The sequence below is a fragment of the Methylobacterium variabile genome (assembly GCF_001043975.1).
Taxonomy (GTDB): Bacteria; Pseudomonadota; Alphaproteobacteria; order Rhizobiales; family Beijerinckiaceae; genus Methylobacterium; species Methylobacterium variabile.
The window spans coordinates 31,795-58,690 of record NZ_LABY01000066.1 but is presented as its reverse complement, the minus strand read 5'-3'; the positions used below and the strand labels follow the sequence as shown (position 1 = coordinate 58,690).

The 26,896-nt window shown below is 72.3% G+C and carries 24 protein-coding genes; 10 read left to right on the top strand and 14 right to left on the bottom strand.

What is annotated here, in order from left to right:
- From VQ02_RS11110 to VQ02_RS11095, 4 genes are all read right to left on the bottom strand, one after another.
- Positions 1-1,347, bottom strand: a 1,347-nt coding sequence (locus VQ02_RS11110) for an ATP-binding cassette domain-containing protein (RefSeq protein ID WP_048444241.1), incomplete at its 3' end; no start/stop codon positions are given.
- Positions 1,344-2,240, bottom strand: coding sequence for an ABC transporter permease (locus VQ02_RS11105; protein WP_048444240.1), 897 nt, complete (start codon positions 2,238-2,240; stop codon positions 1,344-1,346). The genes VQ02_RS11105 and VQ02_RS11110, both read right to left, overlap by 4 nt.
- On the bottom strand, positions 2,237-3,250 hold the full coding sequence (locus tag VQ02_RS11100; RefSeq protein WP_048444239.1) for an ABC transporter permease: 1,014 nt from the start codon (positions 3,248-3,250) through the stop codon (positions 2,237-2,239). Before VQ02_RS11100 ends, VQ02_RS11105 begins: the two co-directional genes overlap by 4 nt.
- Before the next feature lie 286 nt (positions 3,251-3,536).
- The gene (locus tag VQ02_RS11095; RefSeq protein ID WP_048444238.1) at positions 3,537-5,138 is read right to left on the bottom strand and encodes an ABC transporter substrate-binding protein; all 1,602 of its coding nucleotides are present in this window, start codon (positions 5,136-5,138) and stop codon (positions 3,537-3,539) included.
- A gap of 224 nt (positions 5,139-5,362) precedes the next feature.
- Between VQ02_RS11095 and VQ02_RS11090 the strand changes: the two genes are divergently transcribed.
- On the top strand, positions 5,363-6,028 hold the full coding sequence (locus VQ02_RS11090) for a GntR family transcriptional regulator (RefSeq protein WP_053080333.1): 666 nt from the start codon (positions 5,363-5,365) through the stop codon (positions 6,026-6,028).
- Positions 6,029-6,525: 497 nt separating this feature from the next.
- Here VQ02_RS11090 and VQ02_RS11085 read toward each other — a convergent pair whose 3' ends face one another.
- From VQ02_RS11085 to VQ02_RS11070, 4 genes are read right to left on the bottom strand one after another with little or no spacing between them, the layout of a single operon-like run.
- Positions 6,526-8,013, bottom strand: a complete 1,488-nt coding sequence (locus tag VQ02_RS11085; protein WP_425339894.1) for a mannitol dehydrogenase family protein — start codon at positions 8,011-8,013, stop codon at positions 6,526-6,528.
- Positions 8,010-9,206: a mannonate dehydratase gene (gene uxuA, locus VQ02_RS11080; protein ID WP_048444235.1), complete on the bottom strand. Its 1,197-nt coding sequence runs from the start codon at positions 9,204-9,206 to the stop codon at positions 8,010-8,012. Before uxuA ends, VQ02_RS11085 begins: the two co-directional genes overlap by 4 nt.
- A 45-nt stretch (positions 9,207-9,251) precedes the next feature.
- Positions 9,252-9,986: a GntR family transcriptional regulator gene (locus VQ02_RS11075; protein WP_053080332.1), complete on the bottom strand. Its 735-nt coding sequence runs from the start codon at positions 9,984-9,986 to the stop codon at positions 9,252-9,254.
- A gap of 1 nt (position 9,987) precedes the next feature.
- Entirely contained in the window at positions 9,988-10,563 is a 576-nt protein-coding gene (locus VQ02_RS11070; protein ID WP_083469153.1) for an alcohol dehydrogenase catalytic domain-containing protein, read from the bottom strand.
- Positions 10,564-11,037: 474 nt separating this feature from the next.
- On the opposite strand from VQ02_RS11070, the gene VQ02_RS11065 reads away from it, so the two are divergent.
- The 6 genes from VQ02_RS11065 to VQ02_RS11040 all read left to right on the top strand — a co-directional run bounded on the left by VQ02_RS11065 (position 11,038) and on the right by VQ02_RS11040 (position 16,928).
- Entirely contained in the window at positions 11,038-12,006 is a 969-nt protein-coding gene (locus tag VQ02_RS11065) for a methyltransferase (RefSeq protein WP_048444234.1), read from the top strand.
- Positions 12,007-12,023: 17 nt separating this feature from the next.
- Positions 12,024-12,971, top strand: coding sequence for an L-histidine N(alpha)-methyltransferase (gene egtD / locus VQ02_RS11060; protein ID WP_048444255.1), 948 nt, complete (start codon positions 12,024-12,026; stop codon positions 12,969-12,971).
- 265 nt (positions 12,972-13,236) lie between these two features.
- Positions 13,237-13,941 (top strand): guanitoxin biosynthesis heme-dependent pre-guanitoxin N-hydroxylase GntA, encoded by a 705-nt coding sequence (gntA, locus tag VQ02_RS11055; protein WP_048444233.1) that lies wholly within the window; start codon positions 13,237-13,239, stop codon positions 13,939-13,941.
- The gene (locus VQ02_RS11050; RefSeq protein ID WP_048444232.1) at positions 13,931-14,545 is read left to right on the top strand and encodes a DUF1989 domain-containing protein; all 615 of its coding nucleotides are present in this window, start codon (positions 13,931-13,933) and stop codon (positions 14,543-14,545) included. Before gntA ends, VQ02_RS11050 begins: the two co-directional genes overlap by 11 nt.
- Before the next feature lie 44 nt (positions 14,546-14,589).
- Positions 14,590-16,359 carry a hypothetical protein gene (locus tag VQ02_RS11045; protein WP_048444231.1) on the top strand — a complete coding sequence of 590 codons (1,770 nt, stop codon included), beginning with the start codon at positions 14,590-14,592 and terminating at the stop codon, positions 16,357-16,359.
- 17 nt (positions 16,360-16,376) lie between these two features.
- Positions 16,377-16,928 (top strand): histidine phosphatase family protein, encoded by a 552-nt coding sequence (locus VQ02_RS11040; RefSeq protein ID WP_048444230.1) that lies wholly within the window; start codon positions 16,377-16,379, stop codon positions 16,926-16,928.
- Positions 16,929-16,977: 49 nt separating this feature from the next.
- Here VQ02_RS11040 and VQ02_RS11035 read toward each other — a convergent pair whose 3' ends face one another.
- The 6 genes from VQ02_RS11035 to VQ02_RS11010 form a co-directional block, all read right to left on the bottom strand.
- On the bottom strand, positions 16,978-17,919 hold the full coding sequence (locus tag VQ02_RS11035) for a GNAT family N-acetyltransferase (protein WP_053080331.1): 942 nt from the start codon (positions 17,917-17,919) through the stop codon (positions 16,978-16,980).
- The gene (locus VQ02_RS11030; protein ID WP_053080330.1) at positions 17,916-18,761 is read right to left on the bottom strand and encodes a class I SAM-dependent methyltransferase; all 846 of its coding nucleotides are present in this window, start codon (positions 18,759-18,761) and stop codon (positions 17,916-17,918) included. Before VQ02_RS11030 ends, VQ02_RS11035 begins: the two co-directional genes overlap by 4 nt.
- Positions 18,762-18,860: 99 nt before the next feature.
- On the bottom strand, positions 18,861-19,775 hold the full coding sequence (locus VQ02_RS11025; protein ID WP_048444229.1) for an NAD(P)-dependent oxidoreductase: 915 nt from the start codon (positions 19,773-19,775) through the stop codon (positions 18,861-18,863).
- Positions 19,772-20,119 (bottom strand): putative quinol monooxygenase, encoded by a 348-nt coding sequence (locus tag VQ02_RS11020; RefSeq protein WP_048444228.1) that lies wholly within the window; start codon positions 20,117-20,119, stop codon positions 19,772-19,774. The genes VQ02_RS11025 and VQ02_RS11020 overlap by 4 nt, the downstream gene beginning before the upstream one ends.
- 116 nt (positions 20,120-20,235) lie before the next feature.
- The gene (locus VQ02_RS11015; protein ID WP_048444227.1) at positions 20,236-21,597 is read right to left on the bottom strand and encodes an NAD(P)H-dependent oxidoreductase; all 1,362 of its coding nucleotides are present in this window, start codon (positions 21,595-21,597) and stop codon (positions 20,236-20,238) included.
- A gap of 191 nt (positions 21,598-21,788) precedes the next feature.
- The gene (locus tag VQ02_RS11010) at positions 21,789-22,706 is read right to left on the bottom strand and encodes a LysR substrate-binding domain-containing protein (RefSeq protein WP_048444226.1); all 918 of its coding nucleotides are present in this window, start codon (positions 22,704-22,706) and stop codon (positions 21,789-21,791) included.
- 340 nt (positions 22,707-23,046) lie between these two features.
- On the opposite strand from VQ02_RS11010, the gene VQ02_RS11005 reads away from it, so the two are divergent.
- From VQ02_RS11005 to VQ02_RS10995, 3 genes are all read left to right on the top strand, one after another.
- Positions 23,047-24,123 carry a TRAP transporter substrate-binding protein gene (locus tag VQ02_RS11005; protein ID WP_245239692.1) on the top strand — a complete coding sequence of 359 codons (1,077 nt, stop codon included), beginning with the start codon at positions 23,047-23,049 and terminating at the stop codon, positions 24,121-24,123.
- Positions 24,120-25,988: a TRAP transporter large permease gene (locus VQ02_RS11000; protein WP_048444225.1), complete on the top strand. Its 1,869-nt coding sequence runs from the start codon at positions 24,120-24,122 to the stop codon at positions 25,986-25,988. The genes VQ02_RS11005 and VQ02_RS11000 overlap by 4 nt, the downstream gene beginning before the upstream one ends.
- 209 nt (positions 25,989-26,197) lie before the next feature.
- On the top strand, positions 26,198-26,782 hold the full coding sequence (locus tag VQ02_RS10995; RefSeq protein WP_048444224.1) for a hypothetical protein: 585 nt from the start codon (positions 26,198-26,200) through the stop codon (positions 26,780-26,782).
- Positions 26,783-26,896: the final 114 nt, after the last annotated feature.

The following is a 26,896-nucleotide window of genomic DNA, read 5'->3' as shown; positions in this document are numbered from 1 at the left end:
GCCGGAGAGCTGGTGCGGGAAGCGGTCGAGGAGCTCGACCGGCAGGCCGACGAGGCGTGCCAGCTCCTCGCAGCGCGCCCGGATCGCCTCGCCGCCCCGCACGGTGCGGAAGCGCAAGAGCGGGTCGGCGATGGCCCGCGCCGCCGTCCAGCGCGGGTTGAGGGACTCGGTCGGGTCCTGAAACACCATCTGGATCTTTGGCCGCAGGCGGTGGCGGGCGAAGCGCGCCGCCGGCACCCGGCCGATCTCCTCGCCGGCGAACACGATCGAGCCGGCGGTGGGGTCGAGAAGGCGCATCACCATCGTCGAGGTGGTGGACTTGCCGCAACCCGATTCGCCGACGAGCCCGACGCTCTCGCCGCGGTTCACCGCGAAGCTCAGGGAGTCGACCGCCCGGAACGGCGCCTCCGCGGCCTTGCGCCGGATGAGGCCGGCCTTGGCCCGGGGATACTCCTTCACCAGGCCCGAGACCGTGAGGAGCGGCATCCCTGCCATCTCGGCCCGCTCCAACGGCGCCGCCGGCGCGCCGGGAGGCAGGAGGTCGCGCAAGGAGACGCCCGGGCGCGGCGTCGCCTGCATCAGCTTGCGGGTATAGGCGTGGGCGGGCGCGCGGAAGATCGTCGCCGCCGGTGCGGTCTCGACGACGCGGCCCTGCTCCATCACGGCGATCCGGTCGCAATAGGTCGCGGCCAGCCCGAGGTCGTGGGTGATGAGCACGGTCGCCATGCCGCGCTCCCGGGTGAGCCCGGTGACGAGGTCCATCACCGCCTTCTGGGTCGTCACGTCGAGGCCGGTGGTCGGCTCGTCGGCGATGAGGAGCTGCGGCCGGCAGGCGAGGGCCAGCGCGATCACCACCCGCTGGCACATGCCGCCCGACAGCTCGAACGGATAGGCGTGGTAGCGCTCGGAGGCCCGGGCGATCCGCACCTGCTCGAGCGCCGCGATGGCCTTGGCCCGCGCGTCGCCGGAGCCGGCCTCGGCGTGCTGGCGCAGCACGTCCTCGATCTGGTGGCCGACCTTGCGGATCGGGTTCAGGGCCGCGCGGGGGTTCTGGAAGATCATCGAGATCTCCCGCCCGCGCAGGTCGCGCATCTGGCGCTCGCCCGCGCCGCGGAGGTCGATGCCGGAGAAGCTGACCTCGCCGCCGGCGATCCGCCCGGCCCGGTCGAGGATGCGCATCACCGCGTAGGAGGTGACAGACTTCCCCGAGCCCGACTCGCCGACGATGCCGACGGTCTCGCCCTTGGCCACCGTCACGTCGACCTGGCGCACCGCCTGCACGGTGCCGCGGCGGGTGGCGAACTCGACCGTGAGGTCGCTGATGTCGAGGAGCGGGATCGCGGTCACGTGCGCCTCTGGGGGTCGACGATGTCGCGCAGCCCGTCGCCGATCAGGTTGAAGCAGAACACCGCGAGCATGAGCGCAAGGCCGGGGAAGAGGGCGATCCACCACTCGCCCGAGACGATGAAGCCGGCGCCTTCCGCGACCATGATGCCCCATTCGGGCGTCGGCGGCCGCACGCCGAGCCCGATGAAGGACAGGCCCGCCGCGTTCAGGATGGCGTAGCCCATGGTGAGCGACATCTGCACCATCATGATCGGCAGGATGTTCGGCAGGATGCAGGTCAGCACGATGCGCAGGTCGGTGTTGCCGGTGAGGCGCGCCGCCATCACGAATCCGGCGTTGCGGCGCTGCGCGGCCTCGGCCCGGGCGAGGCGGGCGTAGAGCGGGAAGTTGATGATCGCGGTCGCCAGGACGATGTTGCCGACGGTGTTGCCGAGCGCCGCGACGATCCCCATCGCCAGGACGAAGAGCGGGAACGCCATGATGGTGTCGGCGAGCCGCCCGACGATCCGGTCGGTCCAGCCGCCGAAGAACCCGGCCATGATCCCGGCAAGCCCGCCCGCGACGAAGACGAGGGCCACCGAGGCGACCGCGATGGTCAGGTCGAGCCGCGCCGCGACGACGACCCGCGAGAGGATGTCGCGTCCGAGCTGGTCGGTGCCGAAGGGGTGGGCGAGGGACGGCGCCTCGAGCGCGGCCGAGGTGTCGGAGGCGAGCGGGTCGTAGGGTACCAGCGACGGACCGAGGATCGCGCAGGCGAGGAGCCCGAGGAGGAGCGCGAAGGCGAAGCCGGTGACCGGGTTGCCGGCGACGACGGCGCCCGCGTGGGACAGCGTCGCCGAGAGGCCGGAGCGGGGCCGGTCGGCCGCGACGGCGGGGGAGCCGGCGGCGCTCATGCGGCGGCCCTCACGCGCGGGTCGATCAGCCCGTAGGCGAGGTCGATGGCGAGGTTCAGCACCGTGTAGAGCAGCGCCATCGCCAGGACGAAGCCCTGCACGGGCGCGAAGTCGGAGGCGATCAGCGCCTCGACCGCGTAGGAGCCGACGCCCGGCCAGGCGAAGACCTTCTCGACCAGCACGTTGGCGCCGAGCAGGAAGGAGAAGACCATGCCGAGCGTCGTCACCACCGGCAGCATCGCATTGCGGAGCGCGTAGGTCACCACGACCCGGCGGCTCGACAGGCCGGCGGCCCGGGCCGTGCGCACGAAGTCGGCGGCGAGCACGGCGAGCATCGCCGCCCGGGTGATGCGGGCGATGGGGGCGAGCGCGAAGATCGCGAGCGTCAGCCCCGGCAGGGCGATCTGGGCGAGCGCCGCCCGGAAGGTCTCGAGGTCGCCCGCCGCCAGGCTGTCGAGGAGGAAGAAGCCTGTCCGCGTCGGCGGCGGCGAGGCGAAGGCGTCGAGGCGCCCCAGCGGCGCCGGGGCCCAGCCGAGGACGAAGTAGAAGGCGTAGACGAGGAGGAGCCCGGTGAAGAACACCGGCAGCGACACGCCCGCGGTCGCCACGACCCGGCAGGCGTGGTCGACGAGCGAGCCCTGCTTGAGTGCGGCCGCCACCCCGAGGGGGATGGCGACGAGGAGCGACAGCGCGAGGCCGAACAGCGTCAGCTCGGCGGAGGCCGGCAGTCGGGCACCCAGATCCGCCGTCACCGGCTGGCCCGTTGTGAGCGAGCGGCCGAGATCGCCGCGGGCGAGGTCGGCGACGTAGCGGGCGAACTGCTCCGGCAGCGGCCGGTCGAGGCCGAGCTCGGCCCGGATCTGGGCGATCGCCTGGGGGGTCGCGGCGGGGCCGGCGAAGTAGGCCGCCGTGTCGCCGGGCAGGACCCGGGTGAGGAGGAACGACACCACGACCACCCCGGCGAGCGCCGGCAGCGTGGTGGCGAGGCGGTCGAGGAGCGTGCGCAGCATCGTGTGGCCCTCCTGAGCGTGAGTGTGATGGCCGAGGTCGCCGGTCGGGTCTGCCCCCTTTTCCGGACGACTGAAACGAAGTGGAAGGAGATCCGGGATCCAGCAGAGGAAGTGCCGCGAAGTGGCTCCATAGCCGTACCGTTGCAGACACACGGTCGCTTCACGAATTTTAATTGCTGGATCCCGGATCTCCTTCCGCTTCGCTGCCGTCGTGCAGGCCCGTTCCGGGCCCGGAAAGGGGGAGGATTGCAGCAACGTATATTGAAAATTTGGATCTTGCCTTCGGTTACGAGGCTGTCCCCTTGGTCAAATACCGAAAATCCGGCTCGCGGCAGGGCTGGAACTGGTAGCCGTTGATCGTGCGCTGCATCGCGACGTCGTGGGTCGGCTGGGCGATCGGCACCATCGGCACCTCGCGCTCGGCGAGTGACACGAAGTCGATCACGCTCCTGTCGTAGACCGCCTTGTCGTCGGTGAAGCGGGCGGTGTCGATGAGCTTGTCGAGTTCCGGGTTCTGGTACGAGGCGATGTTGAAGATCGAGTTCGCCCCGTGCAGGGTCCAGAACAGGTAGTAGTCGGGATAGTCGAGCCAGCCGGCGAAGCGGTTGAGCACCATCGGGTTGGTCTTCTTGGAGATCTCGCCGCGGAAGTTCGCACCCGGGATCTTGCCGATCTCGACGGTGATGCCGATCCCGGCGAGCGCCTCCTTGATCAGCACCGCCATCGGCTCGGCGACGGTGGCGTTGCCGGCGTCGAACAGCAGCGTGGTCGAGAGGCCGTTAGGCGCCGCCGCCTGCACCAGCGCCTTGGCCTTCGCCGGGTCGGTCCTGTACGGGAAGGGCTGCGGCCAGGCGACGCGCGGCGTCTCGGGCCCGCCCGACATGTCGAGGCCGCGGCCGAACAAGGAGGCCTGCAGGATCTTCTCGTAGGGCAGCACCCAGGCGACCGCCTGGCGCAGGCGCACGTCGGTGAACGGCCCGACGGCGGTGTTGAGGTAGACCGACCAGACCCCGTTCGGGATCGGCACGCCCACGACCTTGATCTTGCCGGCGTCGATCAGGTCCTTGAAGTCCTTCGGCGGCAGCCCGTACGAGATGTCGGCGTCGCCCTTCTCGATCAGGGCGCGACGGGTCGAGGGCGAGGCGATGTCGCGGGCGATGACCCGGCGCAGCTGCGGCAGCTTGCCGGACGTCCAGGCGTCGTTGCGGACGTAGATCGTCTCGACGCCGGGCTTCCAGCTCTCGACCCGGTAGGCACCCGAGCCCGCCACGTTGTTCTTGAGCCACTCCTTGGCCCACGGGTCGCCGCCGCCGTTGCGCTGGGCGAGCTCGGAATCGATCACGAATGGAATCGTGACGGCCAGGTTCGACATCGTCATCTTGTCCTTGCGGACGAAGTCGATGCGGAAGGTCTTGTCGTCGAGGGCGACGAACTGCTCCGGCTTCTCCAGCGAGCCGGCATTCATCTGCGTGGTGGCGAAGCCCCCGATCGACACGGCCCGGTCGAGGGACCACTTCACGTCCCGGGCAGTGACCGGCCGGCCGGAATGGAACTTGGCGTCGCGGAGCTTGAAGGTGCAGCTCATCCCGTCGGAAGCGACCTGCCAGCTCTCGGCGAGCTCGCCCTCGAGCTCGCCCATCTTGACCGCGTGGCCGCCGCCGCCCGGGATCGGCACCGGCGCGAAGCGCAGCAGGCGATCGTAGCAGTTGAGCGCGACGCCGTTCACCGGCTGCGACGCGCCGATGCCCTGCATGTCGAGGGAGTTCGGCCCGTATTCCTGCACCAGCAGCAGGGTCTCGTTGCGGGTCGGGTTCTGCGCCCGCGCCTGGCTTCGCGCCACGAACGGCGCGGCGAGCCCGGCGGCGAGGGCGGTGCGGCGGGTGATCATGCGGCGCAGACCTTCGGACGAGAGGAGGCGGATGCCCGCACCGGCGGGCACGCGCCGCGATGAGGCAAGGTTCAGACCGGCACTGAGAATTGTATGCAACACGGGTAGAGTGCATGCATTCAGCGGATGTTGCACGCATGTAGTTTGAGCGCGACAGCCGCAATTTCAGGCAGGCTGATCGCCTGATGGTGCGCCAGGGTGGGGCCGTTCGCGACGGGGGCGAGATGGACGAAGCGGCAGGACGGACGCAGGCCGAGCGGCTGGCAGGCGAGATCGCCGAGGCGATCGTCACCGGCGCGCTGGCGCCGGGCAGCCGCCTCGACGAGCAGGCCTTGGCGGACCGGTTCGGGGTGTCGCGCACGCCGGTGCGCGAGGCCCTGCGCCAGCTCGGCACCACCGGCCTCGTCGAGGTGCGGCCGCGCCGGGGCGCGGTGGTGGCGCAGGTCACGGCGGACCAGCTCGCCGAGCTGTTCGTCGCCATGGGGGAGGTCGAGGCCACCTGCGCGCGCCTCGCCGCGCAGTCGATGAGCCCGCTCGAGCGCCGCCGCCTCGACGCCCTCCACGACGCCATGGCCGACCTCGCCCGGGACGGCGACCCCGCGGCCTTCGCCCGCGCCAACACGACCTTCCACGGCGCGATCTACGCCGGCGCCCACAACGCGGTCCTATCCGACTTCGCGCTCGGCCTGCGGCGCCGGCTCCAGCCCTACCGCGCGGCGCAGTTCCGCCTGCCCGGGCGGCTCGCCCGCTCGCACGCGGAGCACGGGGCGGTGGTCGCCGCGATCCTGAGCGGCCGGGCGGCGGAGGCGCACGCGGCGATGCTGCGGCACGTCACGCTGGTGGAGAGCTCGGTGGAGGGATTGCTGGCGCGGGACGTCGGGGAGCGCTGACGGGGTCGGATGGCGCGGTGGATGTCGATGGCGCGAGGCACGATCAAAGCCCGTCAGGGAAAAACCCCGCCAGGTTCGATGATTGAGGAGTTCTTAACCTTGCTCGCAAAGCAATGCGAGCGGGATCGATCGGCGATGTCCTGGCGTGTCGATCGGTGGAGACCTGGAAACGCTTTCGGGAACTTACGTGCTTCTCACCGATGCGCCTCTCTCGTTCCATAATGTTAGTTATGCGACTCTCGGATGCGGCGCCGGGGAGACGTCCCGGCCGCGTGCCGGGCGGACATGCCGGCCTCCCCCACCGGACGCACGGCGCCTGCTCGGGTCAACCGCCGGAGAGCCGGCGTGAACAGCGCCGCGCGGTGATCCGAGCCCGACCAACCCGGGACGGCGGCGGTTGCGGGTGTGTCCGGACGGCCGGGATGCCGCCCGGTGCCGCACACCGCATTCGCCGGTCGTTCTCCGAGATCGGTCGCGCCGCCGACCGAACGGCCCGGTCACCCTCGGAGGGCTTGGCGGGCGCCGCGCCGGAAGAGGTGCTCGAGGGCCGTCGTGACTGCGGCGATGAAGATCGGGTTCGTCCGCAGATCGTCCCCGAAGACCTCGCGGACCTCGAGGAGAGCCGGCGCGAGCCGACCCGGCACCGGACCGGCCTCGTCGGCGATCGCGCGCAGGCGGGCGCTCAGCGGATCGCGCACGTCGATCGCGCCGCCGCGCTCGTCGCGGCCGGTGACGTAGCGCATCCAGGCCGCCACCGCGAGGGCGAGGCGGGGGAACGGTGCGCCGGCGGCGAGGCGGTCGCGCACCGTGCCGAGCAGGCGCTGCGGCAGCTTCTGGGAGCCGTCCATGGCGATCTGCCAGGTCCGATGCCGCAGCGCCGGGTTGGCGAAGCGCGCGAGGAGCGCGCGCTCGTACACGGCCAGGTCGACGCCCGCCGGCATGCGCAGGGTCGGCTGCACCTCCTCGCGCATCAGCGCCGCGGCGAAGCGGGCGCAATCCGGCTCGGCGACGACGTCCGCGATGGTCTCGAACCCGGCGAGGTAGCCGAGATAGGCGAGCGCCGAGTGGCTGGCATTGAGGAGCCGGAGCTTCATCAGCTCGTAGGGCGCCACGTCGGCGACGAGCTCGGCACCCGCCTCCTCGAAGCGCGGGCGGCCGGCGGGGAAGCGGTCCTCGATCACCCATTGCGAGAACGGCTCGGCCATCACCGGCCAGGCATCGTGCAGCCCGAGGGCGGCCGAGACCTCGGCCCGGTCGGCCTCCGTCGTCGCCGGCACGATGCGGTCGACCATCGTCGACGGGCAGGCGACCTCCCCGGCGAGGTAGGCGGCCAGATTCGGGTCGCGCAGGCGGGCGTAGGCCGCCAGCACGCCCGAGACGGTGTGGCCGTTCGCTGGGAGGTTGTCGCAGGACAGGACCGTGAATGGGGCGGTGCCCGCCCGGCGGCGGCGGTCGATCGCCTCGACGAGGAGGCCGGGCAGGCTGCGCGGGGGCCGCGGGTTCGCCGATTGCCCGCCCGCCAGGTCGGCCAGGATGTCCGGGTGGTCCTCCCGGAGCGCGCCGGTCGCCGGGTCGTGGCAGTAGCCCTTCTCGGTCACCGTGAGACTGACGAGGCGGGTCGCCGGATCGGTGAGCGCCGCCAGCACGGAATCGGGCTCGCGCGGGGCGACCAGGAGCCGGCGCACCGCGCCGACGACCCGCAGCCGCTCGCCCTCCCCCGAGCGGGTCGCCACGGTGTAGAGCCCGTCCTGGGGCGTGAGCGCGTCGGCGGTGTCGGGGGAGCGCAGGCTGACGCCGCAGATGCCCCAGCCCGCCTCGCCGGCGGCCAGGCGGTCGTCGACGGCCACGGCCTGATGGGCGCGATGGAAGGCGCCGATGCCGAGATGGATGATGCCGACCTGAGTGGAAGCGACGTCGTAGGCCGGCCGGGCGCAACGATCGGGCAGCCGGTCGAGGGTCGCCAGGGAGAGGCGCGGCGGGCTCACAGCGGCCAGCCCTTCAGCGAGGCCAGCGCCGTCATCACGCCGCGCAGCTCGGCGAGGCCCTTGAGGCGGCCGACGGCGGTGTAGCCCGGAAAGGCGTTCTGGCCGAGGTCGCTCAGCAGCGCGTGGCCGTGGTCCGGGCGCATCGGGATGCGCCAGCGCGGATCGCCGGCCTCGCGCCGCCGCGCCTCCTCGGCGAGGAGCGCCCCGATGAGGGCCACCATGTCGGTATCGCCGCCGAGGTGGTCGGCCTCCATGAACGAGCCGTCCGGCTCACGGGCGACGTTGCGCAGGTGGGCGAAGTGGATGCGGGGCGCGAAGCGGCGCGCCATCGCAGGCACGTCGTTCTGGGGACCGGCCCCGAGGGAGCCGGAGCAGAGGGTGATGCCGTTCTCCTCCGCATCGACCGCGCCGGTGACGAAGGCGAGGTCGTCGGCGTCCTTGACGATGCGGGGCAGCCCCATCAGCGGCCGCGGCGGGTCGTCGGGGTGGATCGCCATGCGGATGCCGACCTCCCGCGCGGTCGGGATCACGGCGCGCAGGAACGCCGCGAGGTTGTGGCGCAGGGTGCCGGCGTCGATGCCGCGGTAGCGGTCGAGCATGCGGCGCAGGCCCGCGATGTCGTAGCGGTCGAAGGCGCCCGGCAGGCCCGCCATGATGGTGGCGAGCAGCCTGTCGCGGTCGGCCTCGGTGCTGGCCTGAAACCAGGCCCGGCCGCGCGCCACGGCCTCCGGCGCGTGGTCGGCCTCGGCCTCGGGCCGGGCGAGCATGAAGCAGTCGAAGGCCGCGAACTCGTGCGCGTTGAAGCGCAGGGCCGTGCCGCCACCCGGGAGCGGATGGGCGAGCTCAGTCCGGGTCCAGTCGATCACCGGCATGAAGTTGTAGCAGACGGTCGTCACCCCGCAGGCCGCGAGGTTGCGCAGCGAGGCGCGGTAGTTCGCGAAGAGCGGCTCGAGGTCCCCTTCCCCGAGCTTGATGCGCTCGTGGACCGGCAGGCTCTCGACCACGCTCCAGCGCAGGCCGAGGCCCGGGTCGGCGGCGATCTCGGCCTTGCGCCGCTCGATCTCGGCGACGGGCCAGACCTCGCCGTAGGGGATGTGGTGCAGGGCCGTGACGATGCCGGCGGCGCCCGCCTGGCGGGCTTCGCTAAGGCCGACGGCGTCGCCGGGCCCGAACCAGCGCCAAGTCTGTTCCATGAGGCCTGTGGTGCTCCGCTGATCGCCGCCCTCGCGCCGTAACGGCTAGAGGTCGGCCTGGATGAGATCGGGGTGGCGCAGGGCGAGGTCGCTGGCGACCTTCAGCACCTCCGCCATGTGGCTGCGCATCGCCGCCTCGGCCGCGGCGGGATCGCGGGCGAGCACCGCGGACAGGATGGCGCGGTGCTGGGCGATGAGGACGTCGACCGGGGTGGCGGCCGGCAGGCTGAGGTAGCGGACGCGGTCGAACTGCGCCTTCTCGCGCTCGATGATCGCCCACACGCTGGCGAGGCCGGCGCCCTCCGCGAAGGCGCGGTGGAAGCGATCGTCGCAGAGGGTGAACCGCTCGGGGTCGTCGCGGCACTCTGCCTGTTCCAGGAGCAGCGCCTCGGCCAGCGCCTGCGTGCCGGGCGGCACGCCGCGCTCCGCGGCGCGCCGCACGATGGCGATCTCGAGCGCCTCGCGCACGAAGCGCGCCCGCTCCATGTCCGAGAGCGAGATCCGGCCGACGAAGCTGCCGCGCTGCGGCAGGACCTCGATCAGCCCGTCCTCGATCAGCCGGATCAGCGCCTCGCGGACGGGCGCGCGGCTGGTGCCAAAGCGGGCCGCCAGCTCGTTCTCCGACAGCTTCTCGCCCGGGCGCAGGCGCAGCGCGACGATGTCGCGCCGCAGGATCTCGTGGATCGCGCGCCGGTCCAGCGGACCGGCGGGCTCGTCGCGACCTGCGTCCCGGTCCGCGGCCGTTCGAGAGTACGCATACATGGCCAAGATCTGCCCCATCTCACAGGAATCCGATCGCGAGGCGCGCCGGGTCGATGTCGGCGAGGGTGCAGCGCGCCCCGTGCAGCTTGGCGACCTGCAGCACCGTGTCGTCGGCCGAGATCCCGGTCCGGGTCAGCACGTTGGCGGCGATCGAGAGCGGCTCGGCCAGCGCCGCGACCTCGGGGCTGAGGTCGTCCGGCACCGCGATGCAGTTGACGGCCGGCACCGTCAGCCGGTCGCGAAAGCCGCCGTCGCGGTGGACGCCGAACACTTCGAGGTTGGCGCAGACGTTCGGGCGTCCGATCCGGCACGGATAGCAGTGGCCGCAGGCCGCGACGGGATCGACAACCACCCGCTGCCCGGTCCGGAACCCGGCGACGCCGGGGCCAAGCACCTCGATCCGGCCGGCGAATTCATGCCCGATCACCCGCGGGTAGCGGGCGAAGGGGTTCGAGCCGTGCAGGATGTGGATGTCCGAGCCGCAGATGCCGGCGCGCTCCACCTGCAGCAGCACCTCGCCCGCTCTCAACGCACCCAGCTCCGCCGGGTCGGAGACCGTGAGGGCATGCGGCGCCTGAACCGAGATCGCGACCAACCACCCGTCCCGCCCATCTTGTTGACTAGTCGACAAGTATGATGTTGCGGCACCCGCGTCAATCGGCCGTGGCCCGACGAGCCGCCCTGCCCTGCCGGCCGGAACAGACTGACGAAGCCGCACGCTGCGGGTCGATGTCGATGAGCGTCGGCGTAAGGTCGCTGCCGCTCTCCTCGAACCGATGCGCCTCTCGAGCGTTGGAGGTCGAACCGCCTCGTATACTGCTACTGGGTATGACGAGGCTCGTGCTGTGCGCGCCGGGAGGGCTTCGCCGCGTGAGCGGTCAATGCCGGACACAGGTCGATGGGTCCGTCATCGCGGACCAGGGGCACCGGCGCGCCCGCCCTTCGGCCGGCTCCCCGTGAACGATCGGCGCAGCCACGCTGCCCTGGCGCGTGCCTCGGCGGATCCGCGCGCCCGAGACCCGCGCCGGCGCAACCCCTGTGCGCCAGACACCCAGAGGCATCCGAACCGATGACGACACCACCGAGCCCGTTCGTGGGATCAACCCCGGAGACGGAGGCGAGGCTCCTCGCCCTCGTCGAAGAGGTTCGCGCGACGGGCTATGCCTTCACCACGGTGACGCCGGCGACGCACGAGGTGGTGAACCGGCGGCCCGGCAACGCGGTGGCGCGCACGCTGCGCGACGTGCTCGGCTGGAGCCGGCCCTTCCACCCCGACCTGCTCCCGCCGGAGCTGTTCGGCCTGATGCGGGACGCTGGAGCGGCCGTGCCGGACGGCGACCTCTGGCGTCCCATCCTGCGGCTGTCGAGCCTCGACGGCGAGCTGTTCCTGCACTCGGCGTTCCCGCCGCTGGCGGCCGACGCGGTGTTCTTCGGCCCCGACACGGTCCGGTTCGTCCGGGCCGTCACCGCGCATCTGAAAACCCGCGCCACGCCGGTGCGCCGCGTCGTCGACATCGGCTGCGGGTCCGGCGCCGCCGGGATCGTGGTCGCCAAGCGCGCGCCCGATGCGGAGGTCACGCTCGTCGACATCAACGAGGCCGCGTTGCGCGCGGCCGCCTTCAACGCCCGCGCGGCCCGGGTCGGGTCGACGGTGCCGCGGCGCAGCAACCTGCTGGCGCAGGTCGACGGCGAGTTCGACCTCATCGTCTCGAACCCGCCCTTCATGGTCGACCCCGCCGGACGGGCCTACCGGGACGGCGGCGGAACCCACGGGTCGGGGCTGCCCCTCGCCGTGGTCGAGGCGGCGACGCGCCGGCTCGCTCCGGGCGGCACGCTGGTCCTGTTCACCGGGACGGTCATCGTCGAGGGACGGGACGCGTTCCGCGCCGCCGCCGAGGACCTGTGCGCCGGCGCCGGACTGGCTTGCGCCTACGACGAGGTCGACCCGGACGTTTACGGCGAGGAGCTCGCCGGTCCCGCCTACGCGGATGCCGACCGCATCGCCCTCGCGGTCCTGACCGCGACGCGACCGCTATGATGCCGGAGCCGAACCCGATGACGACCCAGAACGCCGAGACGCCCGAGGCGGCCGCCTTCCTGCGCGACGCGCGCGCCGGTCTGTCGGCCCGGCCGCGGGCCCTCCCGGGCAAGTACCTGTGGGACGAGACCGGCTCGACTTTGTTCGACCGGATCTGCAGCACGCGCGACTACTACCCGACCGGTCGCGAGATGACCCTTCTGCCCGGCGTGGCGGCGGAGGTCGCGGCCCGGGTCGGGCCCGGCGCCACGGTCGTCGAGTACGGCAGCGGCGCGAGCCGCAAGATCCGCGTCCTCCTCGACGCGCTCCCGCAGCCGGCCCGCTACGTGGCGCTCGACATCTCGTGGGATTTCCTGAAGGCGGCCATCGCCCGGCTCGCCCAGGACTATCCGGGCGTCGAGATGATCCCGGTCCATGCCGACTACTCGCAGCCGATCGCGCTCCCGGTCGACCTCGCGGGCGGGCCGGTGCTCGGCTTCTTCCCCGGCACCAGCATCAGCAACTTCTCAGGCCCGCAGGCGGTCGCCTTCATGGAGCGCGCCCGCGCCACGCTCGGGACGGGCTGGTTCCTGATCGGCGTCGACCCGACGCGCGACGAGGACAGGCTGCTGCGGGCCTATGGCGGCGCCGACGGCCTTATGGCGGCGCTCCACCTGAACCTGCTCGCCCGCGCGAACCGGGAGATCGGCGCGACCTTCGACCTCGACGCCTTCCGGCACGAGGCGCGCGTGCTGGACGATCCGTTCCGCGTCGAGGCTCACCTCGTGGCGACGCGGGACACGGAATGCCGCCTGGGCGGCGAGGTCTTCCGCTTCTCGGCGGGCGAGAGCATCCACACGGACAATTCCTACAAGTACGCGCCCGAGGCCTTCCAGGAGATCGCCCGCAGGAGCGGCTGGACGCCGGAGGCGGTGTGGCTGGACGAGCTCGGAGTGTTCAGCCTGCACCTGCTGCGCAGCGCCTGAGCCGGGAGCCGCACGACCCATGAAGGACGCGACGCACCTCTTCGGCCCAGCCCGGCCCTCCTGTCATCCGCGCCTCGCCCGCGGGGGACGAGAACCGACGACGACGTCCCATGCGCCGGTCGTCCGACGTCCGGGCGCCGTCGCGCAGGTGCCTCCCGCGTCCTGCACCCGTCTGACCTGAGACGTCGGCCGGCACGGTCGCTCCGTGCTGCGGCCTCCATCGAGGTGTCCCGTGTCGTTCTACCCCTTGAGTACCCGAGTTCCCATGCAGCTTCCCAGAGATGACCGTGACCATCCGAGGGCCGAGGCCTTCCGTGCATTCATCCGCCAGACGGACTTTCCCTGCGTCGGGGCCAAGGCGGCCCTGTCCAAGGCGCAGCTGCGGGTCCTCGTCGCCCGGAGCGTGACGTCGGCGTGGGACGACATGCGGATCTACCCGGCCCTGCTCGCCTTCGCGGCGCGCTACCGGGCGCGGCCCGACCTCTTCCAGAGCTTCGCCGTCGTGTTCGAGGAGGCGGGCGACCTGAGCGAGGAGCAGTTCGAGCGCCACCTCTGGGACCGGCTCCAGTCGCTCGCCGACAAGGACGCCTGGCTCGGCCACCGGTGGGACGAGCGCGTGGCCGCCGACCCGGGCAACCCGCACTTCTCGCTGAGCTTCGCGGGCGAGGCCTTCTTCGTCGTCGGGCTGCATCCCGGCGCCAGCCGTCCGGGGCGCCGCTTCTCCTCGCCGGCCCTGGTGTTCAATCCCCACAGCCAGTTCGAGCACCTGCGGGAGACCGGCCGCTACGAGACGCTCCGCTCCTCCATCCTGCGGCGGGACGTGGCGCTGGCGGGCTCGGTCAACCCGATGCTGGCACGGCACGGCGAGCTGTCGGAGGCGCGCCAGTACAGCGGCCGGGCCGTCGACGACGGCTGGCGCTGCCCGTTCCAGCCGCGCCACGCGAATGCCGGAGGTTCCGATGTGCGCTGACGGCGGGACGCACGAGATTGCCCCCCGGTCGGGCGTCGCGTTCACCCTCGGGCGGGGGGACCGCCTGACCGTCATCGACCCGCGCGGCGAGCAGGTGGCGGACCTGCTCGCCTTCAACCGCCACGACGTCGACGAGGTCATCTCCTCGGGCCGCACGCTCGACTACGCGAGCCGGATCTACCTGACGACCGGCGACCCGCTCTACTCGAACCGCTCGAACGTGCTTCTGCGGATCGTCGAGGACACGGTCGGGCGGCACGACTTCCTGCTGACGCCCTGCTCGGCCGACACGTTCCGCATCATCTACGGCGACGCGCACCCCCATCGCGGCTGCTTCGGCAATCTCGCCGCCGCCCTCGCGCCGTACGGGATCGCGCCCGACCGCATCCCGGTCGCCTTCAACTGCTTCATGAACGTGCCCGTGGACGGGACTACAGGCTCCTTGAGCGTCCAGCCTCCGCTCAGCCGGGCCGGGGACTTCATCACCTTCCAGGCCGAGACCGACCTCGTCATCGGCCTGACCGCCTGCTCGGCGCTGCAGTCGAACAACGGCAGCTTCAAGCCGATCCACTACCGCGTCACGCCCGCCGCGACCGTGACCTGATAGGGCCGTAAACCCCGCTCTCGCTCACGAGGCGCGTTCCGATCATGCTCGTCTACGGCGACGTTCGACGCCAGGCCGATCCCCGCGAGGAGGTCGCCCGCATCGCGGAAGGCTGCGAGGCGGCGCGCCGGCTCGGTCCCGGGCTTTCGCGCCACGCCGCCCTCGTGGAAGTGCTGATCGCGACGGGCGAGCTGGTGCAGGGCGTGGCGGATGCGGAGTTCCAGCGCACCGGCCGGGATGCGCGCGGCGGCGACGCGGATCGTCTCGCCGGGCTGCTCGTGCGCCTCGCCGGCGCCGTCTGGGCGTCCTGGCAGAGCGGCTTTGCGCACGGCGAGATTCCGGCCGGCACCGCCATCGAGGGATTCTCCGCCGACCGTATGCCCGGTCCGCTGGAGATCCGCCTGCCCGAGGGCTTCGCCTTCTACGCCGTCTATCCGGAAGCCTACGCCCTGGCCGCCGCCGCGTCCGGCCTGGATGCCGGCGCGACGGTGATCGGCATCCGCAGCATCGGCACCACGCTGGGCGCCATGGTCGCGGCCGGTCTCGGCGCCGCCGACCTGGTGACCGTCCGCCCGACCGGTCACCCGTTCCATCGCGAGCTTCGCCTCTCGGAGACGCTACGGGGCGCGCTCGCCCCGGGTCCGGCGGCCCGCGTCGCGGTCGCCGACGAGGGGCCGGGTCTCTCGGGAAGCTCCTTCGGCGCGGCGCTCGGCCTCCTGCGCGACCACGGAGTGCCGGCGGACCGCATCGCCCTCTTTCCCAGCCATGCCGGCGAGCCGGGGTCGGAGGCGACGGACGAGACCCGCCGCCGCTACCGGTCCTCGCCGCGCCACATCCGGACCTTCGACGACCTCGTCCTGCGCGCGGAGCGGCCGGAGCATCGCCTGGAGGCGTGGCTCTCCCCGCTCGTCGGACCGCTGACGGCTCCCCTCGAGGACGTCTCGGGCGGAGGCTGGCGCACCCACCAGGGCAAGGATCCGAGCGCCTGGCCGCCGGCCCATCCCATGCAGGAGCGGCGCAAGTTCCTGGCGCGGAGCGAGAGCGGAACCTGGCTCGTGAAGTTCGCGGGCCTCGGGGCCGAGGGGGAACGGAAGGTCCGGCGCGCCCGCATGCTGGCGGTGGCCGGCTTCACGCCGGAGGTGGCCGGGTTCCGGCACGGCTTCCTGGTCCAGCGCTGGGTCGAGGACGCGATGCCGCTCGATCGCGGCCGCGTCGATCCCCTGCGCCTGGCCGAGCGGGTCGGCCGGTATCTCGGCTACCGCGCCCGCGCGTTCGGCTGCGGTCCCGGCCGGGGCGCGTCCCTCGAGGCGCTCTGGGAGATGGCCCGCCACAACGCGGCGGAGGCGCTCGGCGCCGATCTCACCCGGCGCCTCGACGGCTGGCGGGCGGCCCTGCCGGGCCTTGCGTCGTCGGTGCGGCCCGTCGAGACCGACAACCGCCTGCACGCCTGGGAATGGCTCGTCCTGCCGGACGGCCGCATCGTGAAGACCGACGCGGTCGACCATCACGCCGGCCACGATCTCGTCGGCTGCCAGGACATCGCCTGGGACGTCGCCGGTGCCGCGGTCGAGCTCGCCATGGACGGCGCGGCGGGGCGTCGTCTGCGCGACGTCGTCGCGCAGGAGACCGGCCGGCCGCCGGATCCGCAGCTCACCGCGTGGCTGGAGATCTGCTACTCCGCCTTCCAGCTCGGCGCGACGACCATGGCTGGCCAGGCGACCGGGGAACACGAGGAGAGCGCCCGGATCCGACGCCAGGCCGACCGCTACCGCGACCATCTCGTGGCGCGGCTGCGCGCCCCGCCCCGAACCTGACGCCTCACCCGAGAGCCATGATCCTCCTTCGCCACGGCCAGAGCGAATTCAACCTCCATTTCGACGCGACGGGCATCGATCCCGGGATCGCCGACGCCCCCCTGACGCCGCTCGGGCACCGGCAGGCGGAGGCCGCGGCGCGCCACCTCGAGCGGGAGGACCTCCGGCGCATCCTCTGCTCACCCTTCACCCGCGCCCTGCAGACGGCGGCCCCGATCGCCGCGCACCTTCGCGTCCCCGTCCTGGTCACGCCGGCCGTGAGGGAGCGTCGGGCCGCGAGCTGCGACGTCGGCACCTGCCGGACCGACCTCGCCCGCGCCTGGCCGCATCTCGACCTCGGCCTCGTCGACGAGGTCTGGTGGCACGAGGACGAGGAGCCCCACCACGCCTTCATGGAACGGGCCACGGCCTTCGGGGCCGACATGGCCGGCGACCCCGACTGGGGCCACACCCTGGTCGTGTGCCACTGGGGGTTCATCATGGCCGTCACCGGCCGCAGCGTCGCCAACGGCGCGTGGGTCCGCTGCCACGTGGATGCCGACGGGCGGCTGGCGGCAGCGGATCCCTGAGCGCTCCAACGCACTGGAGCGGATGCAGCGTGCGGCCCGGGGACTCGGGTCACGCCCGCCTGAGCGTGCGGCGGATCGTGCAGCGCGGCGCGGCGCCCCAGCGATACTTGTACGGTTCCTCGCCGCGCAGGAAATGGAACTCCCCGGCGCCGCCGGCCGCGCTCGCCTCGATGAGGCACGCGAAGGCCAGCGTGCCGAAGCTCTGCCCGGGCACGCTCACGTCGACGGCATTGATGTAGGAGTACCCTCGCGCCCCGTCGGCGAAGCCGTACAGCACCGCAGCGACCGTGCCCTCGCGCCGGACCACCGACATCCGCAGGAGCCCGGCCTCCGCCAGCGCGGGGGCAGCCGCGCGATGGAAGGCCTGCACGCGGGGATCGCCGAGCACGCCGGGCTGCCCGTCCCGCGCCCATCGCTGGCGATGCAGCTCGAACAAGGCCTCCAGCACGTCCGCGACGTCCCCGGCGCCGACGAGCTCCTCGCTGATGCCGCCGAGCCGCTCGGCGCGGTGGCGGTCGTGCACGACCTTGCGCCGCTGACTGCGCGACAGGCCCTCAAGCGGCGATCCCTGCGCGGGCAGGGTCAGCACCGGGCAGATCTCCGCCTCCTCGTCGACGGCCGTCCAGCCGCGGGGCGGCGCTCCAAGGAGCGGGGAATCGGATCGCAGGTCGGGCAGCAGCACCTCGTCACAGGCCTCGGCCGAGCCGAGGATCGCCGCCCACACCCGCTCCGTCGGCGTGCCGGGCGCGACCAGCACGTCGCAATAGTCGCTGTGGCCGGCGCCGACCGGCACGAGCCGGCGCAATCCGGCATCGTGCCACACGAACAGGGGCAGTGCCGCGACGAGCGTCCCGTCCGCGTCGCGGACCTCCGCATCGCGGCGCTCGCCGCCTCCCAGATGCGTCCACCAGGCTTCCAGCCAGGCCGGCGACTGGAACGGCGTCGCCCGGGGATCGCGCCGCCACAGCGACCAGTGCTCCTCCGGCGTCACGGGATCCGCCTCAGCTGGAAGCCCTGGGCGTCCCAGATCGCGAAGGGGCGCTCGCCCGCGCGGATCACCGCGAAGCCGTGGCCGGCGGCGAGCGCGCGGGCCTCGGTCACGTCCCGCTCCGGGTCGCCGCGAAACGACCAGTTGAACACGAGGAGATCGCCGCCAGGTCGGAGCACGCGCGCCGCCTCGGCCATGAAGGAGTCGAAGGCGCCCGCATGAATGACATAGGGCAGGCTGTCGGCGGCGAGGAAGAGATCGATCGCACCGGGCTCGACCGGCAGGCGGGCCGCCGCGTTCCGCGCGAACCTGACGGTGCCGCGGCCTTCCGCCCGACGGCGCGCCTCGGCGATCATCTGCCCGGACAGGTCGAGGCCGAGGACCGACTCCGCCCCGTCGGCCAGCGCGATCGCCACCCGGCCGATGCCGCACCCGAAATCCAGGATCCGGCCGGAGGCGGACGGGGACCAGGCGCGGATGACGCCGACGAGCTCGGCCGTCGCCGCCGCGAGCTCGTCCGGATCGCCGAGGGAGTAGAGGGCGACGCCCGCCTCGGGCGCCTCGACGGCGAGCCGGTCGAAGATCGCGGCGGTCGAGGCGAGGACGTCGTCCCCGCTCGGCCAGAGCGGGGAGCGGGCGAGCCGGCCGAGGCTCTCCAGGCGATCGCCGTGACGCGCCGCCAGCCGCGCCAGGGCAGCGAGCTGATGCGACCCGGGATGGCCGGCGGCCACGTCCGCGAGGTGCGCGGCATCGACGCGCCCACCCGCGAGCAGCAGGCGGGCGAGCGCGATCTGCGGCGAGATCTCGCCCCGTCCGCACTGCTCGAGGATCACGCGATCTGTCATGCCACCCGCTCCGCTCGCGCGGGGAGATAGGTGGCGGCGACGGGGCGCACAGGGCGTTTGTGAGGCTTTGACGACCGGTCGCGAGCCAGGGCCCAAGCCTCAGGCCGGGTCCAGACCATTGCGGCGGTGGATCTCGCGGATCACCGCACTGTGGTCGAGGTCGCCGTCGCCGTGCGCGATCATCTCGGCGAACAGGCGATCGACGAGGGTCAGGACGGGCAGCGTCAGGCCGAGCGTCGCGGCGTGGGACACGGCCGTGCCGGTGTCCTTGACCTGGTACTTGGCCGGGCCGCCGGGAGCGAAGTCGCGGGCGATCATCCGCAGGGCGTGCTGCTTGAGGATCGTCGAATCGGCGAAGCCGCCGAGGAGCGCCTCGCGGACCTTGGCCGGATCGGCTCCGCCGCGCTCGACGAAGGTGATCGCCTCGGCCACCGTGACGATGGTCGAGGCGACGATGGCCTGGTTGGCGAGCTTGGCCAGCTGGCCGCAGCCCGCCGGTCCGACATGGGTCGGCCTGCCCATCGCGGCGAGGATCGGCTCGGCCCGCCCGAACGCCTCCGGGCTGCCGCCGGCCATGATCGCGAGGGTGCCGGCGACCGCGCCCCGCTCGCCGCCGGAGACGGGAGCATCGACGTAGTGGATCCCGGCCGCGGCGGCGGCCTCGGCCTGGCGCTGCGCGGTCTCGACCGGGATCGAGCTCATCACGGCGAGCACGCTGCCGGGCGCCATTGCCGCGAGCGCGCCACCGGGCGCGGGCGCCGCGAGTGCGCCGTACCGGCCGAGCAGGATCTCGTCGCAGACCGGGCCCGAGCTCAGCATGCAGATCACCGCGTCGGCGCCGTCGGCCGCCTCGCGCGGGTCGGCGGCTCTCGTCGCTCCGGCATCCGTGAGGGCGTCCGCCTTGTCCGGCGTGCGGTTCCAGACCCGGACGGCGTGGCCGGCCCGGCAGAGGTGGCGCGCCATCGGCGCGCCCATGATGCCGGTGCCGAGGAAGCCGATCGTCAGGCGCGTCATCGGGCCGCCTCCGCGCCGCAGCAGGTCCGGCCGAGGAAGCGCACCGGCCGCTCCTCCTCGATCAGCGCGGGGAAGCCGTCCCGGAACCGGGCGAGGTGCGGCGTCTCGAGATGGGCGTCGAAGGCGGCGCGGTCGTCGTAGACCTCGTAGAACACCACGGTCTGCGGGTCGCTCTCGCTCACCGCGACGTCGAAGGCGCGGCAGCCCGGCTCGTGGGCCACCGAGGAGCGGGCGTCGTCGTGGGCGAGGTCGAGGAACGCGTCGAGGGCGCCGGGCTTCACCCGGAACTCGGCGACGACCACGAAGGGCCGGGAAGCGTTGGGATTGGGCATGGGCTCGGACATGGGCGGGCTCGCGCGGCACCGGCCCGTCCGGCGCCGGATCGTCGGATCCGGGAGAGGGAGGGCGCCGCCGGCCGGACGGGCCGGCCGGCGGCGCCTCGCGTCATGCGGTTTCGGTATCAGGCCGCCTTCTGCGGGGCCGTCCGGCGGGTCTCGTCCTCCATCTGGCGGCGCAGGGCCACCACGTCGAGGTCGCTGGTGAGCTCGACGTCGTCGACGCTCACGATCTGATCCTTGCCGACCGGCCGCTTGAGCTTGACGTTGTGGGCGAGCCCGATCGGCAGGGCGCCCAGGGCGAGGCTGCGGGTGGCGGGGATCGCGTTCGCCCACACGGCGTAGCCGCCCTCGCCGTCGAGCATCTCGCCGGGCTTGAGGTCGCGCTTGGCGGTGGCCACCGCGTCGCCACGGAACTCCTTCGAGCAGCCGGTCGGCTCGTTGCGCAGCACAGCCGAGAGCACGCTGACGCTGGTCTCGAGGCCGATCATGTGGAAGGGGCGCCACATCGAGCCGTACCAGCCGGACGGGTCGGTGAGCAGGCCGTACTGGCGGAAGCACGCCTTGGTGTACTCGCTCGTCGCCTTGAAGGTGACGAACACGCCGTAGCGGATGTTGTTGAAGACCTCGCGCCCGTCCGGCTCCTGGCTCGCCGCGATGTCGACGAGGCCGCTGCGCGGCAGGCGGCCGCCGTCGGCGACCGGGCGGAAGACCCGGGCGAGGTCGTGCAGGCCGGTCGGCGGGAAGGCGAGGCCGTCGTCGGGGCAGTCGAGCCCGGTGCCGTTGGCCACCGCCGCCATCTCGATCGCCGCCTTGGTGCCGTCGGTGAACGAGTTGTACATTTTCGGGTTGAAGTCGCCCTTCTTCACCTCCTCCTCGGACCAGCCGAAGTAGCCCCAGACGGTGTCGGGGGTGGAGTAGCGGTAGCGCGGCTCGAAGTTCATGCCCTTGCCGGCCGAGGTCAGCTCGAAGCCGCAGGAGCGGGCCCAGTCGACCAGCTCGCAGATGATCGCCGGCTGGTCGCCGTAGGCCATGGAGTAGACGACGCCCTGGCGGCGCGCCCGCTCGGCGAGCAGCGGGCCGCACAGCACGTCGGCCTCGACGTTGACCATCACGACGTGCTTGCCGGCGTCGATCGCCTGGATGGCGTGGCGGATGCCGGCGATCGGGTGGCCGGTCGCCTCGATGATGCACTCGACCTCGTCGCAGGCGGCGAGCGCGCCGGCATCGTCGGTGACGCAGGTGCGGCCGGACTTCACGGCGTCGCCGAGGGACGTGGCGGCGTAGCGCTCCGCCGGCCAGCCGACGCGGGCGAGGGATTCGCGGGCGCGGCCGACATTGAGGTCGGCGACGCCGACGACGTGCAGGCCCTCGATGCGCTGGGCCTGGGCGAGCACCATCGAGCCGAACTTGCCGGCGCCGATCAGCCCGACGCGGACCGGACGGCCGGCCGAGGCGCGGGCGAGCAGCAGGGTGGACAGGTTCATCGGTTTCCTCCGTTTTTCGCCGACCGGGCTCTCGTCCGCCCGTTCCGCGCAGGGAGCACGGAGGGCGGGGCCGGTCTCGGCGCGACCGCGGCGGGCGCGTGGTGCCGCCCGGCGAGGTCGTGACGCCGGAGACGCTAGAAGCGCGTTTCTTGAAGGACAATCCAGATTTCCGACGCGATCGTGAAGCGCCGCTAAAGGTTTGCCGGGAGGGTCTCCGCGCTCCGCTCCGCCGCCCAGGCGTCCCGCTCCTGGCGGATCCAGTCGAGGAAGGCGCGCACCTTGCGGTGGCGCAGGTGGTCGGGCGGGCACGTCACCCACTGGGTGACGAGGGTGATCCGCGGCGGCGTCGCGAGCGGGCAAACGAGCCGCCCTGCCCGCAGGTCGCCCCACAGCATCAGGTCGCTCTCCAGCGCGATGCCGAGGCCGCCCGCGGCGGCGTCGATCGCCATGTGGGTGCGGTCGAACAGGAGCCGGCGCCAGCGCGCCGCCGGCACGACGCCGGCGAGCTTGAACCAGTGCGCCCACTGCACCTGCGACTTCACCGAGTGGATCAGCCGGTGGCGGGGCAGGTCCTCCGCCGCGAGGCTGCCGGGAGCGGCGAGGGACGGGGCGCAGACCGGCCGGAAGCTCTCCTCCGCCAGCCCCTCGGCGAACAGCCCGGGCCAGCCGCCGGTGCCGTGCCGGATCTCGACGTCGACGCTCTCCTTCTGGAACGCCGTCGGCTCGTTGGTGCCGTCGAGGCGCAGCTCGATGTCCGGATGCGCCTCCACGAAGCCGGCGAGCCGCGGCAGGAGCCACTTGGTCGACAGGCTCGGGGTCGCCCGCACGGTGAGCGTCGTGACCGACCGGAAGCCCTGGATGCGCTGGGTCGCCTCCATGATCCGGTCGATCTCAGCCCCGATCATCTCGAAGTAGCGCTCGCCCGCCTCGGTCAGGACGACGTTGCGGCCGGCCTTGCCGATGAGGGCGGTGCCGAGGCCGACCTCCAGGGTCTGGATCTGCTGGCTCACCGCCGAGGGCGTGACGCCGAGATCCTCCGCCGCCCGGGTGATGCTGCCGAAGCGGGCGACGGCGTGGAAGACCGTGATGGCGCGGAGCGGAACCGACATCCCAACAGTTTAGCTGCGCTTCACGGATCTGCAAATAATCTGGATTGTCCTACAAGAAGCCGGTTCCTAGTGTCGGCCCTCAGCAAGACGAGCCGCCCCGCGCCCACCCAAACGGTGTGAGCCGACAGCGAGGGCGCCGATACGACAGGGAGGACGACGAGCGCGAGGCCGCGCTCCGCCGCGTGCCATCCGGCCGGCCTGAGCCAAGCCCCCCGAGCCAAGCCCCGCGAGCCATGCCCGACGAGGCGGCGTCCCGGCTGCGACACGCATCACGCCCACGCCTTGACGAAACGATGCCGCACCGCCGAACGCGCGGATGACGGCGCGCTGGAGGAAGCCCATGACGTCCACGCCCGATTCCAAGACGCCCGGATCCAAAACGCCCGGATCCAAGACGTCCGATTCCCGGACAGGCCTGTCGCGCCGCCTCGTCCTCGCCGGTGCGGCCGCGGTCCCGCTCGTCGCGATCCGCACCGGCCCGGCGCGGGCCGCGGAATTCACCTACAAGCTCGCCACCGGCCAGTCCCTGACCCAGCCGATCAACGCCCGGCTCGAGCAGGCCTGCCAGCGCATCCGCGAGGCCTCGGGCGGGCGCATGGAGCTGCGGTTCTTCCCCGCGAGCCAGCTCGGCTCCGACACCGACCTGATCACCCAGGTCCGCACCGGCGGGATCGAGTTCCTCAACATCGCCGGCTCGGTGATCTCGACGGTGGCGTCCGGCGCGGCGATCACCAACGTGGGCTTCGCCTTCTCGGATTACGAGCAGGTCTGGCGCGGGGTCGACGGGCCGGTCGGCCAGTACGTCCGCAGCCAGATCGAGAAGGCCGGCCTCCTCGTCGCCGCCAAGGCCGCCGACAACAGCTTCCGGCAGATCACCTCCGCGGCCAAGCCGATCCGGACGCCCGAGGACCTCAAGGGCTACCGCATCCGCGTGCCGGTCGCGCCGATCTTCACCTCCCTGTTCTCGGCGCTGGGCGCGAGCCCGACGTCGATCAACTTCAACGAGCTCTACACCGCGCTGCAGACCCGGCTGGTCGACGGGCAGGAGAACGGCCTCGTCGCGATCGACGCCGGCAAGCTCTACGAGGTGCAGAAATACGTCTCGGAGACCAACCACATCTGGGACCCGTTCTGGATCGTGGCCAACCGGCGGGCGCTGACCCGCCTGCCCGAGCCGCTGCAGGAGATCGTCCGGCGCGAGTTCGACCGCGCCGCGCTGGAGCAGCGCGAGGACGTCGTGCGCCTCAGCGGCACGCTGAAGACCCAGCTCACGGCCCGCGGGCTGGTGTTCGAGAAGGCCGACAAGGAGGCCTTCCGCCGGGGCCTGACCCAGGCCGGCTTCTACCGCGACTGGAAGGAGAAGTTCGGCCCCGAGGCGTGGAAGGCCCTCGAGGCCGTGACCGGGGGGCTGGCATGAGCGCGCTCGCCGACACCCACGGGCGCGCGGCCGCCCTCCCCTCCGACTGGCTCTCGTCCGCCGAGCGCGCGTTGCGGCTCGCCGTCGAGGTGCCGGCGGCCATCCTGGTCGCCGCCGAGGCGGTGATCCTGTTCGCCGGCATCGTCTCGCGGGCGATCGGGCACTCGATCATCTGGAGCGACGAGCTCGCCTCGATCCTGTTCCTGTGGCTCGCGATGCTGGGCAGCGTCGTGGCGATCCAGCGGGCTGAGCACATGCGGCTGACCTTCGTGGTCGGCTCGCTGTCGCCGCGGGCGCGGGCGTGGTGCGAGGCGCTCGCCGTCGGCACGGTGTTCGCCTTCCTGGCGCTCCTCATGCACGCGGCCTACGACTACACCGAGGACCAGTCCTTCGTGGAGACCCCGGCGCTCGGCTGGTCGGGGACGGTCCGGGCGCTCGCGGTGCCGGTCGGCTTCGCGCTGGCGCTCCTGAGCTGCGCCTTACGCCTCGCCCGCCACCGGGTCGCCGACCTCCTCGGCGTCGGCGCGGTGCTGGCCGTCCTGATCGCGGTCCTCGCCGTCGCGGCGCCGGCGCTGACCGGCATGGGCAACTGGGCGCTCCTGGTGTTCTTCGTCGGCCTGCTCGGGGTCGGCATCCTGGCCGGCGTGCCGATCGCGTTCTCGTTCGCGCTCGCGACCTCGGCCTACCTGCTGACCACGACCTCGACCCCGCTCACCGTCGTCGTCGGGCGCATGGACGAGGGGATGAGCAGCCTGATCCTGCTCGCCATCCCGCTCTTCGTGCTGCTCGGCCAGCTCGTCGACGCGACCGGGATGGCGCGGGTGATGGTGGCGTTCCTGGCCTCGCTGCTCGGCCACGTGAAGGCCGGCATGTCCTACGTGCTGCTCGGCGCGATGCTCCTCGTCTCCGGCATCTCCGGCTCGAAGACCGCCGACATGGCGGCGGTGGCCCCGGTGCTGTTTCCGGAGATGCGCCGGCGCGGGATGAAGGACGGCGAGCTGCTCTCGATCCTCGCGGCGTCGGGCGCGATGAGCGAGACGATCCCGCCCTCGATCGTGCTGATCGCCATCGCGTCGGCGACCGGCGTCTCGATCGCCGCCCTGTTCACCGCCGGGATCCTGCCGGCGCTGGTGCTGGCCCTCGTCCTCGCGGTGGTCGCCCGCTACCGCGCCGGTCAGGAGGAGGACGCGGTCGTCATCCCCCGGGCCCCCGCCTCGGTGGTGCGCAAGACGCTTCTCGTGGCGCTGCCGGCCCTGCTGCTGCCGTTCCTGATCCGCACCGCCGTGGTGGAGGGCGTGGCGACGGCGACCGAGGTCTCGACCATCGGCATCGCCTACTCGCTGGTGCTCGGCCTCGTGATCTATCGCGGCGGGCTCAAGTGGCGGGAGATGGTGCCGATGCTGGCGCGGACCGCCTCGCTGTCGGGGGCGATCCTGTTCATCGTCGGCGCGGCGAGCGCGATGGCCTGGGCGCTGACCCAGTCGGGCTTCTCGCACGACCTCGCCCGGGCGATGGCGGCGGTGCCCGGCGGCCAGACCGGGTTCCTGCTGATCTCGGTGGTCGCCTTCATCGTGCTCGGCAGCCTGCTCGAGGGCATCCCGGCGATCGTGCTGTTCGCCCCGCTGCTCTTCCCGATCGCGCACCAGTTCGGGATCCACGAGGTGCACTACAGCATGATCGTGATCCTGGCGATGGGACTGGGCCTGTTCGCCCCGCCCTTCGGCCTCTGCTACTACGCCGCCTGCATCATCGGCGGGGTTTCGCCGGAGGCCGGGATGCGCCGGATCTGGATCTATCTCGGCGCGCTGTTCGTCGGCCTCCTGGTGCTCACCTTCGTGCCGTGGTTCTCGATCGGGTTCCTGTGAGGCGACCCCGCGACGAGGCTCGGCGCGCGGGAGCGGAGCAGGTTCCTTCGGGCGCCTGCTCCTTCGTTCGGCCGCCGGTCACGCCGTCCCGGGCGGGGTAACGGAGTCTTGACGGTGAGGATCGAAGCCGCGCGCCGGTCCCTCGCAACCTCTCCCGAAGGCCCCTAGGCTGCCGGCTCCGATCGCTTTCGCGTTGATCGAGGCCGTCCTTGGCGCGCTCCCGCTTCCCTGCCCTCGTCCTTCTCGCATCCCTCGCGCTGCCCGGGGCCGCCTCGGCCCAGCAGGCCATGCTGACGCACTCGGCCTGGTTCCTCCGGGTCGCCGACACATATCCCGACAAGCGCATCTACCGGCGCTTCGCCGTCACGCCGACCGGCGACATGCCGAACGTCGAGCTCTATACATGTCCTCGCGATCCGGACACTTTCATCCACATCAGCTTCGAGATGCGCAAGGTGCGCGGTCTCAAAGCCGACTTCCCGTCGACGTTCCAGAGAATCGAGGGCCGCTTCCTCGTCGACGAGACGAGGGCCTTCTCGATCCCGGGCGAGCTCATCAAGACGGAGATGTTCTTCGACCGCACGCCGGCGACCGCCAAGGAGTTCGACCGGGTCGTCGCCGCCAGGGACGTGGTCCTGCTGTTCGGCACCCGGAACGCGACGGTGAAATATCTGCGCACGCCCGAGCTCAGCGAGAAGATCCCCGACTTCTTCGCCGCAGCCAAGGTCGGCCCGATGAGGCCGTTCACGTCCGAGGAGGTGCTGCAGGACTGCCTTCGCTATCGGAGCAGCTGATGAATCCCCGGGCGCCTGACGACACGCTCGTCTGCGCGGCACCGATGCCCGCCGCCAGGCTGGCCACCCGAGCCGCGAGACGCTGCCGGCACGCGTCGCGTATCGCCCCACCGC

Coding starts and splice junctions, on each gene's coding strand:
- VQ02_RS11105 (WP_048444240.1), bottom strand. CDS start 2,240: ATGAGCGCCGCCGGCTCCCCCGCCGTCGCGGCCGACCGGCCCCGCTCC.
- VQ02_RS11100 (WP_048444239.1), bottom strand. CDS start 3,250: ATGCTGCGCACGCTCCTCGACCGCCTCGCCACCACGCTGCCGGCGCTC.
- VQ02_RS11095 (WP_048444238.1), bottom strand. CDS start 5,138: ATGATCACCCGCCGCACCGCCCTCGCCGCCGGGCTCGCCGCGCCGTTC.
- VQ02_RS11090 (WP_053080333.1), top strand. CDS start 5,363: ATGGACGAAGCGGCAGGACGGACGCAGGCCGAGCGGCTGGCAGGCGAG.
- uxuA (WP_048444235.1), bottom strand. CDS start 9,206: ATGGAACAGACTTGGCGCTGGTTCGGGCCCGGCGACGCCGTCGGCCTT.
- VQ02_RS11075 (WP_053080332.1), bottom strand. CDS start 9,986: ATGGGGCAGATCTTGGCCATGTATGCGTACTCTCGAACGGCCGCGGAC.
- VQ02_RS11065 (WP_048444234.1), top strand. CDS start 11,038: ATGACGACACCACCGAGCCCGTTCGTGGGATCAACCCCGGAGACGGAG.
- egtD (WP_048444255.1), top strand. CDS start 12,024: ATGACGACCCAGAACGCCGAGACGCCCGAGGCGGCCGCCTTCCTGCGC.
- gntA (WP_048444233.1), top strand. CDS start 13,237: ATGCAGCTTCCCAGAGATGACCGTGACCATCCGAGGGCCGAGGCCTTC.
- VQ02_RS11050 (WP_048444232.1), top strand. CDS start 13,931: ATGTGCGCTGACGGCGGGACGCACGAGATTGCCCCCCGGTCGGGCGTC.
- VQ02_RS11045 (WP_048444231.1), top strand. CDS start 14,590: ATGCTCGTCTACGGCGACGTTCGACGCCAGGCCGATCCCCGCGAGGAG.
- VQ02_RS11040 (WP_048444230.1), top strand. CDS start 16,377: ATGATCCTCCTTCGCCACGGCCAGAGCGAATTCAACCTCCATTTCGAC.
- VQ02_RS11030 (WP_053080330.1), bottom strand. CDS start 18,761: ATGACAGATCGCGTGATCCTCGAGCAGTGCGGACGGGGCGAGATCTCG.
- VQ02_RS11025 (WP_048444229.1), bottom strand. CDS start 19,775: ATGACGCGCCTGACGATCGGCTTCCTCGGCACCGGCATCATGGGCGCG.
- VQ02_RS11020 (WP_048444228.1), bottom strand. CDS start 20,119: ATGTCCGAGCCCATGCCCAATCCCAACGCTTCCCGGCCCTTCGTGGTC.
- VQ02_RS11015 (WP_048444227.1), bottom strand. CDS start 21,597: ATGAACCTGTCCACCCTGCTGCTCGCCCGCGCCTCGGCCGGCCGTCCG.
- VQ02_RS11010 (WP_048444226.1), bottom strand. CDS start 22,706: ATGTCGGTTCCGCTCCGCGCCATCACGGTCTTCCACGCCGTCGCCCGC.
- VQ02_RS11005 (WP_245239692.1), top strand. CDS start 23,047: ATGACGTCCACGCCCGATTCCAAGACGCCCGGATCCAAAACGCCCGGA.
- VQ02_RS11000 (WP_048444225.1), top strand. CDS start 24,120: ATGAGCGCGCTCGCCGACACCCACGGGCGCGCGGCCGCCCTCCCCTCC.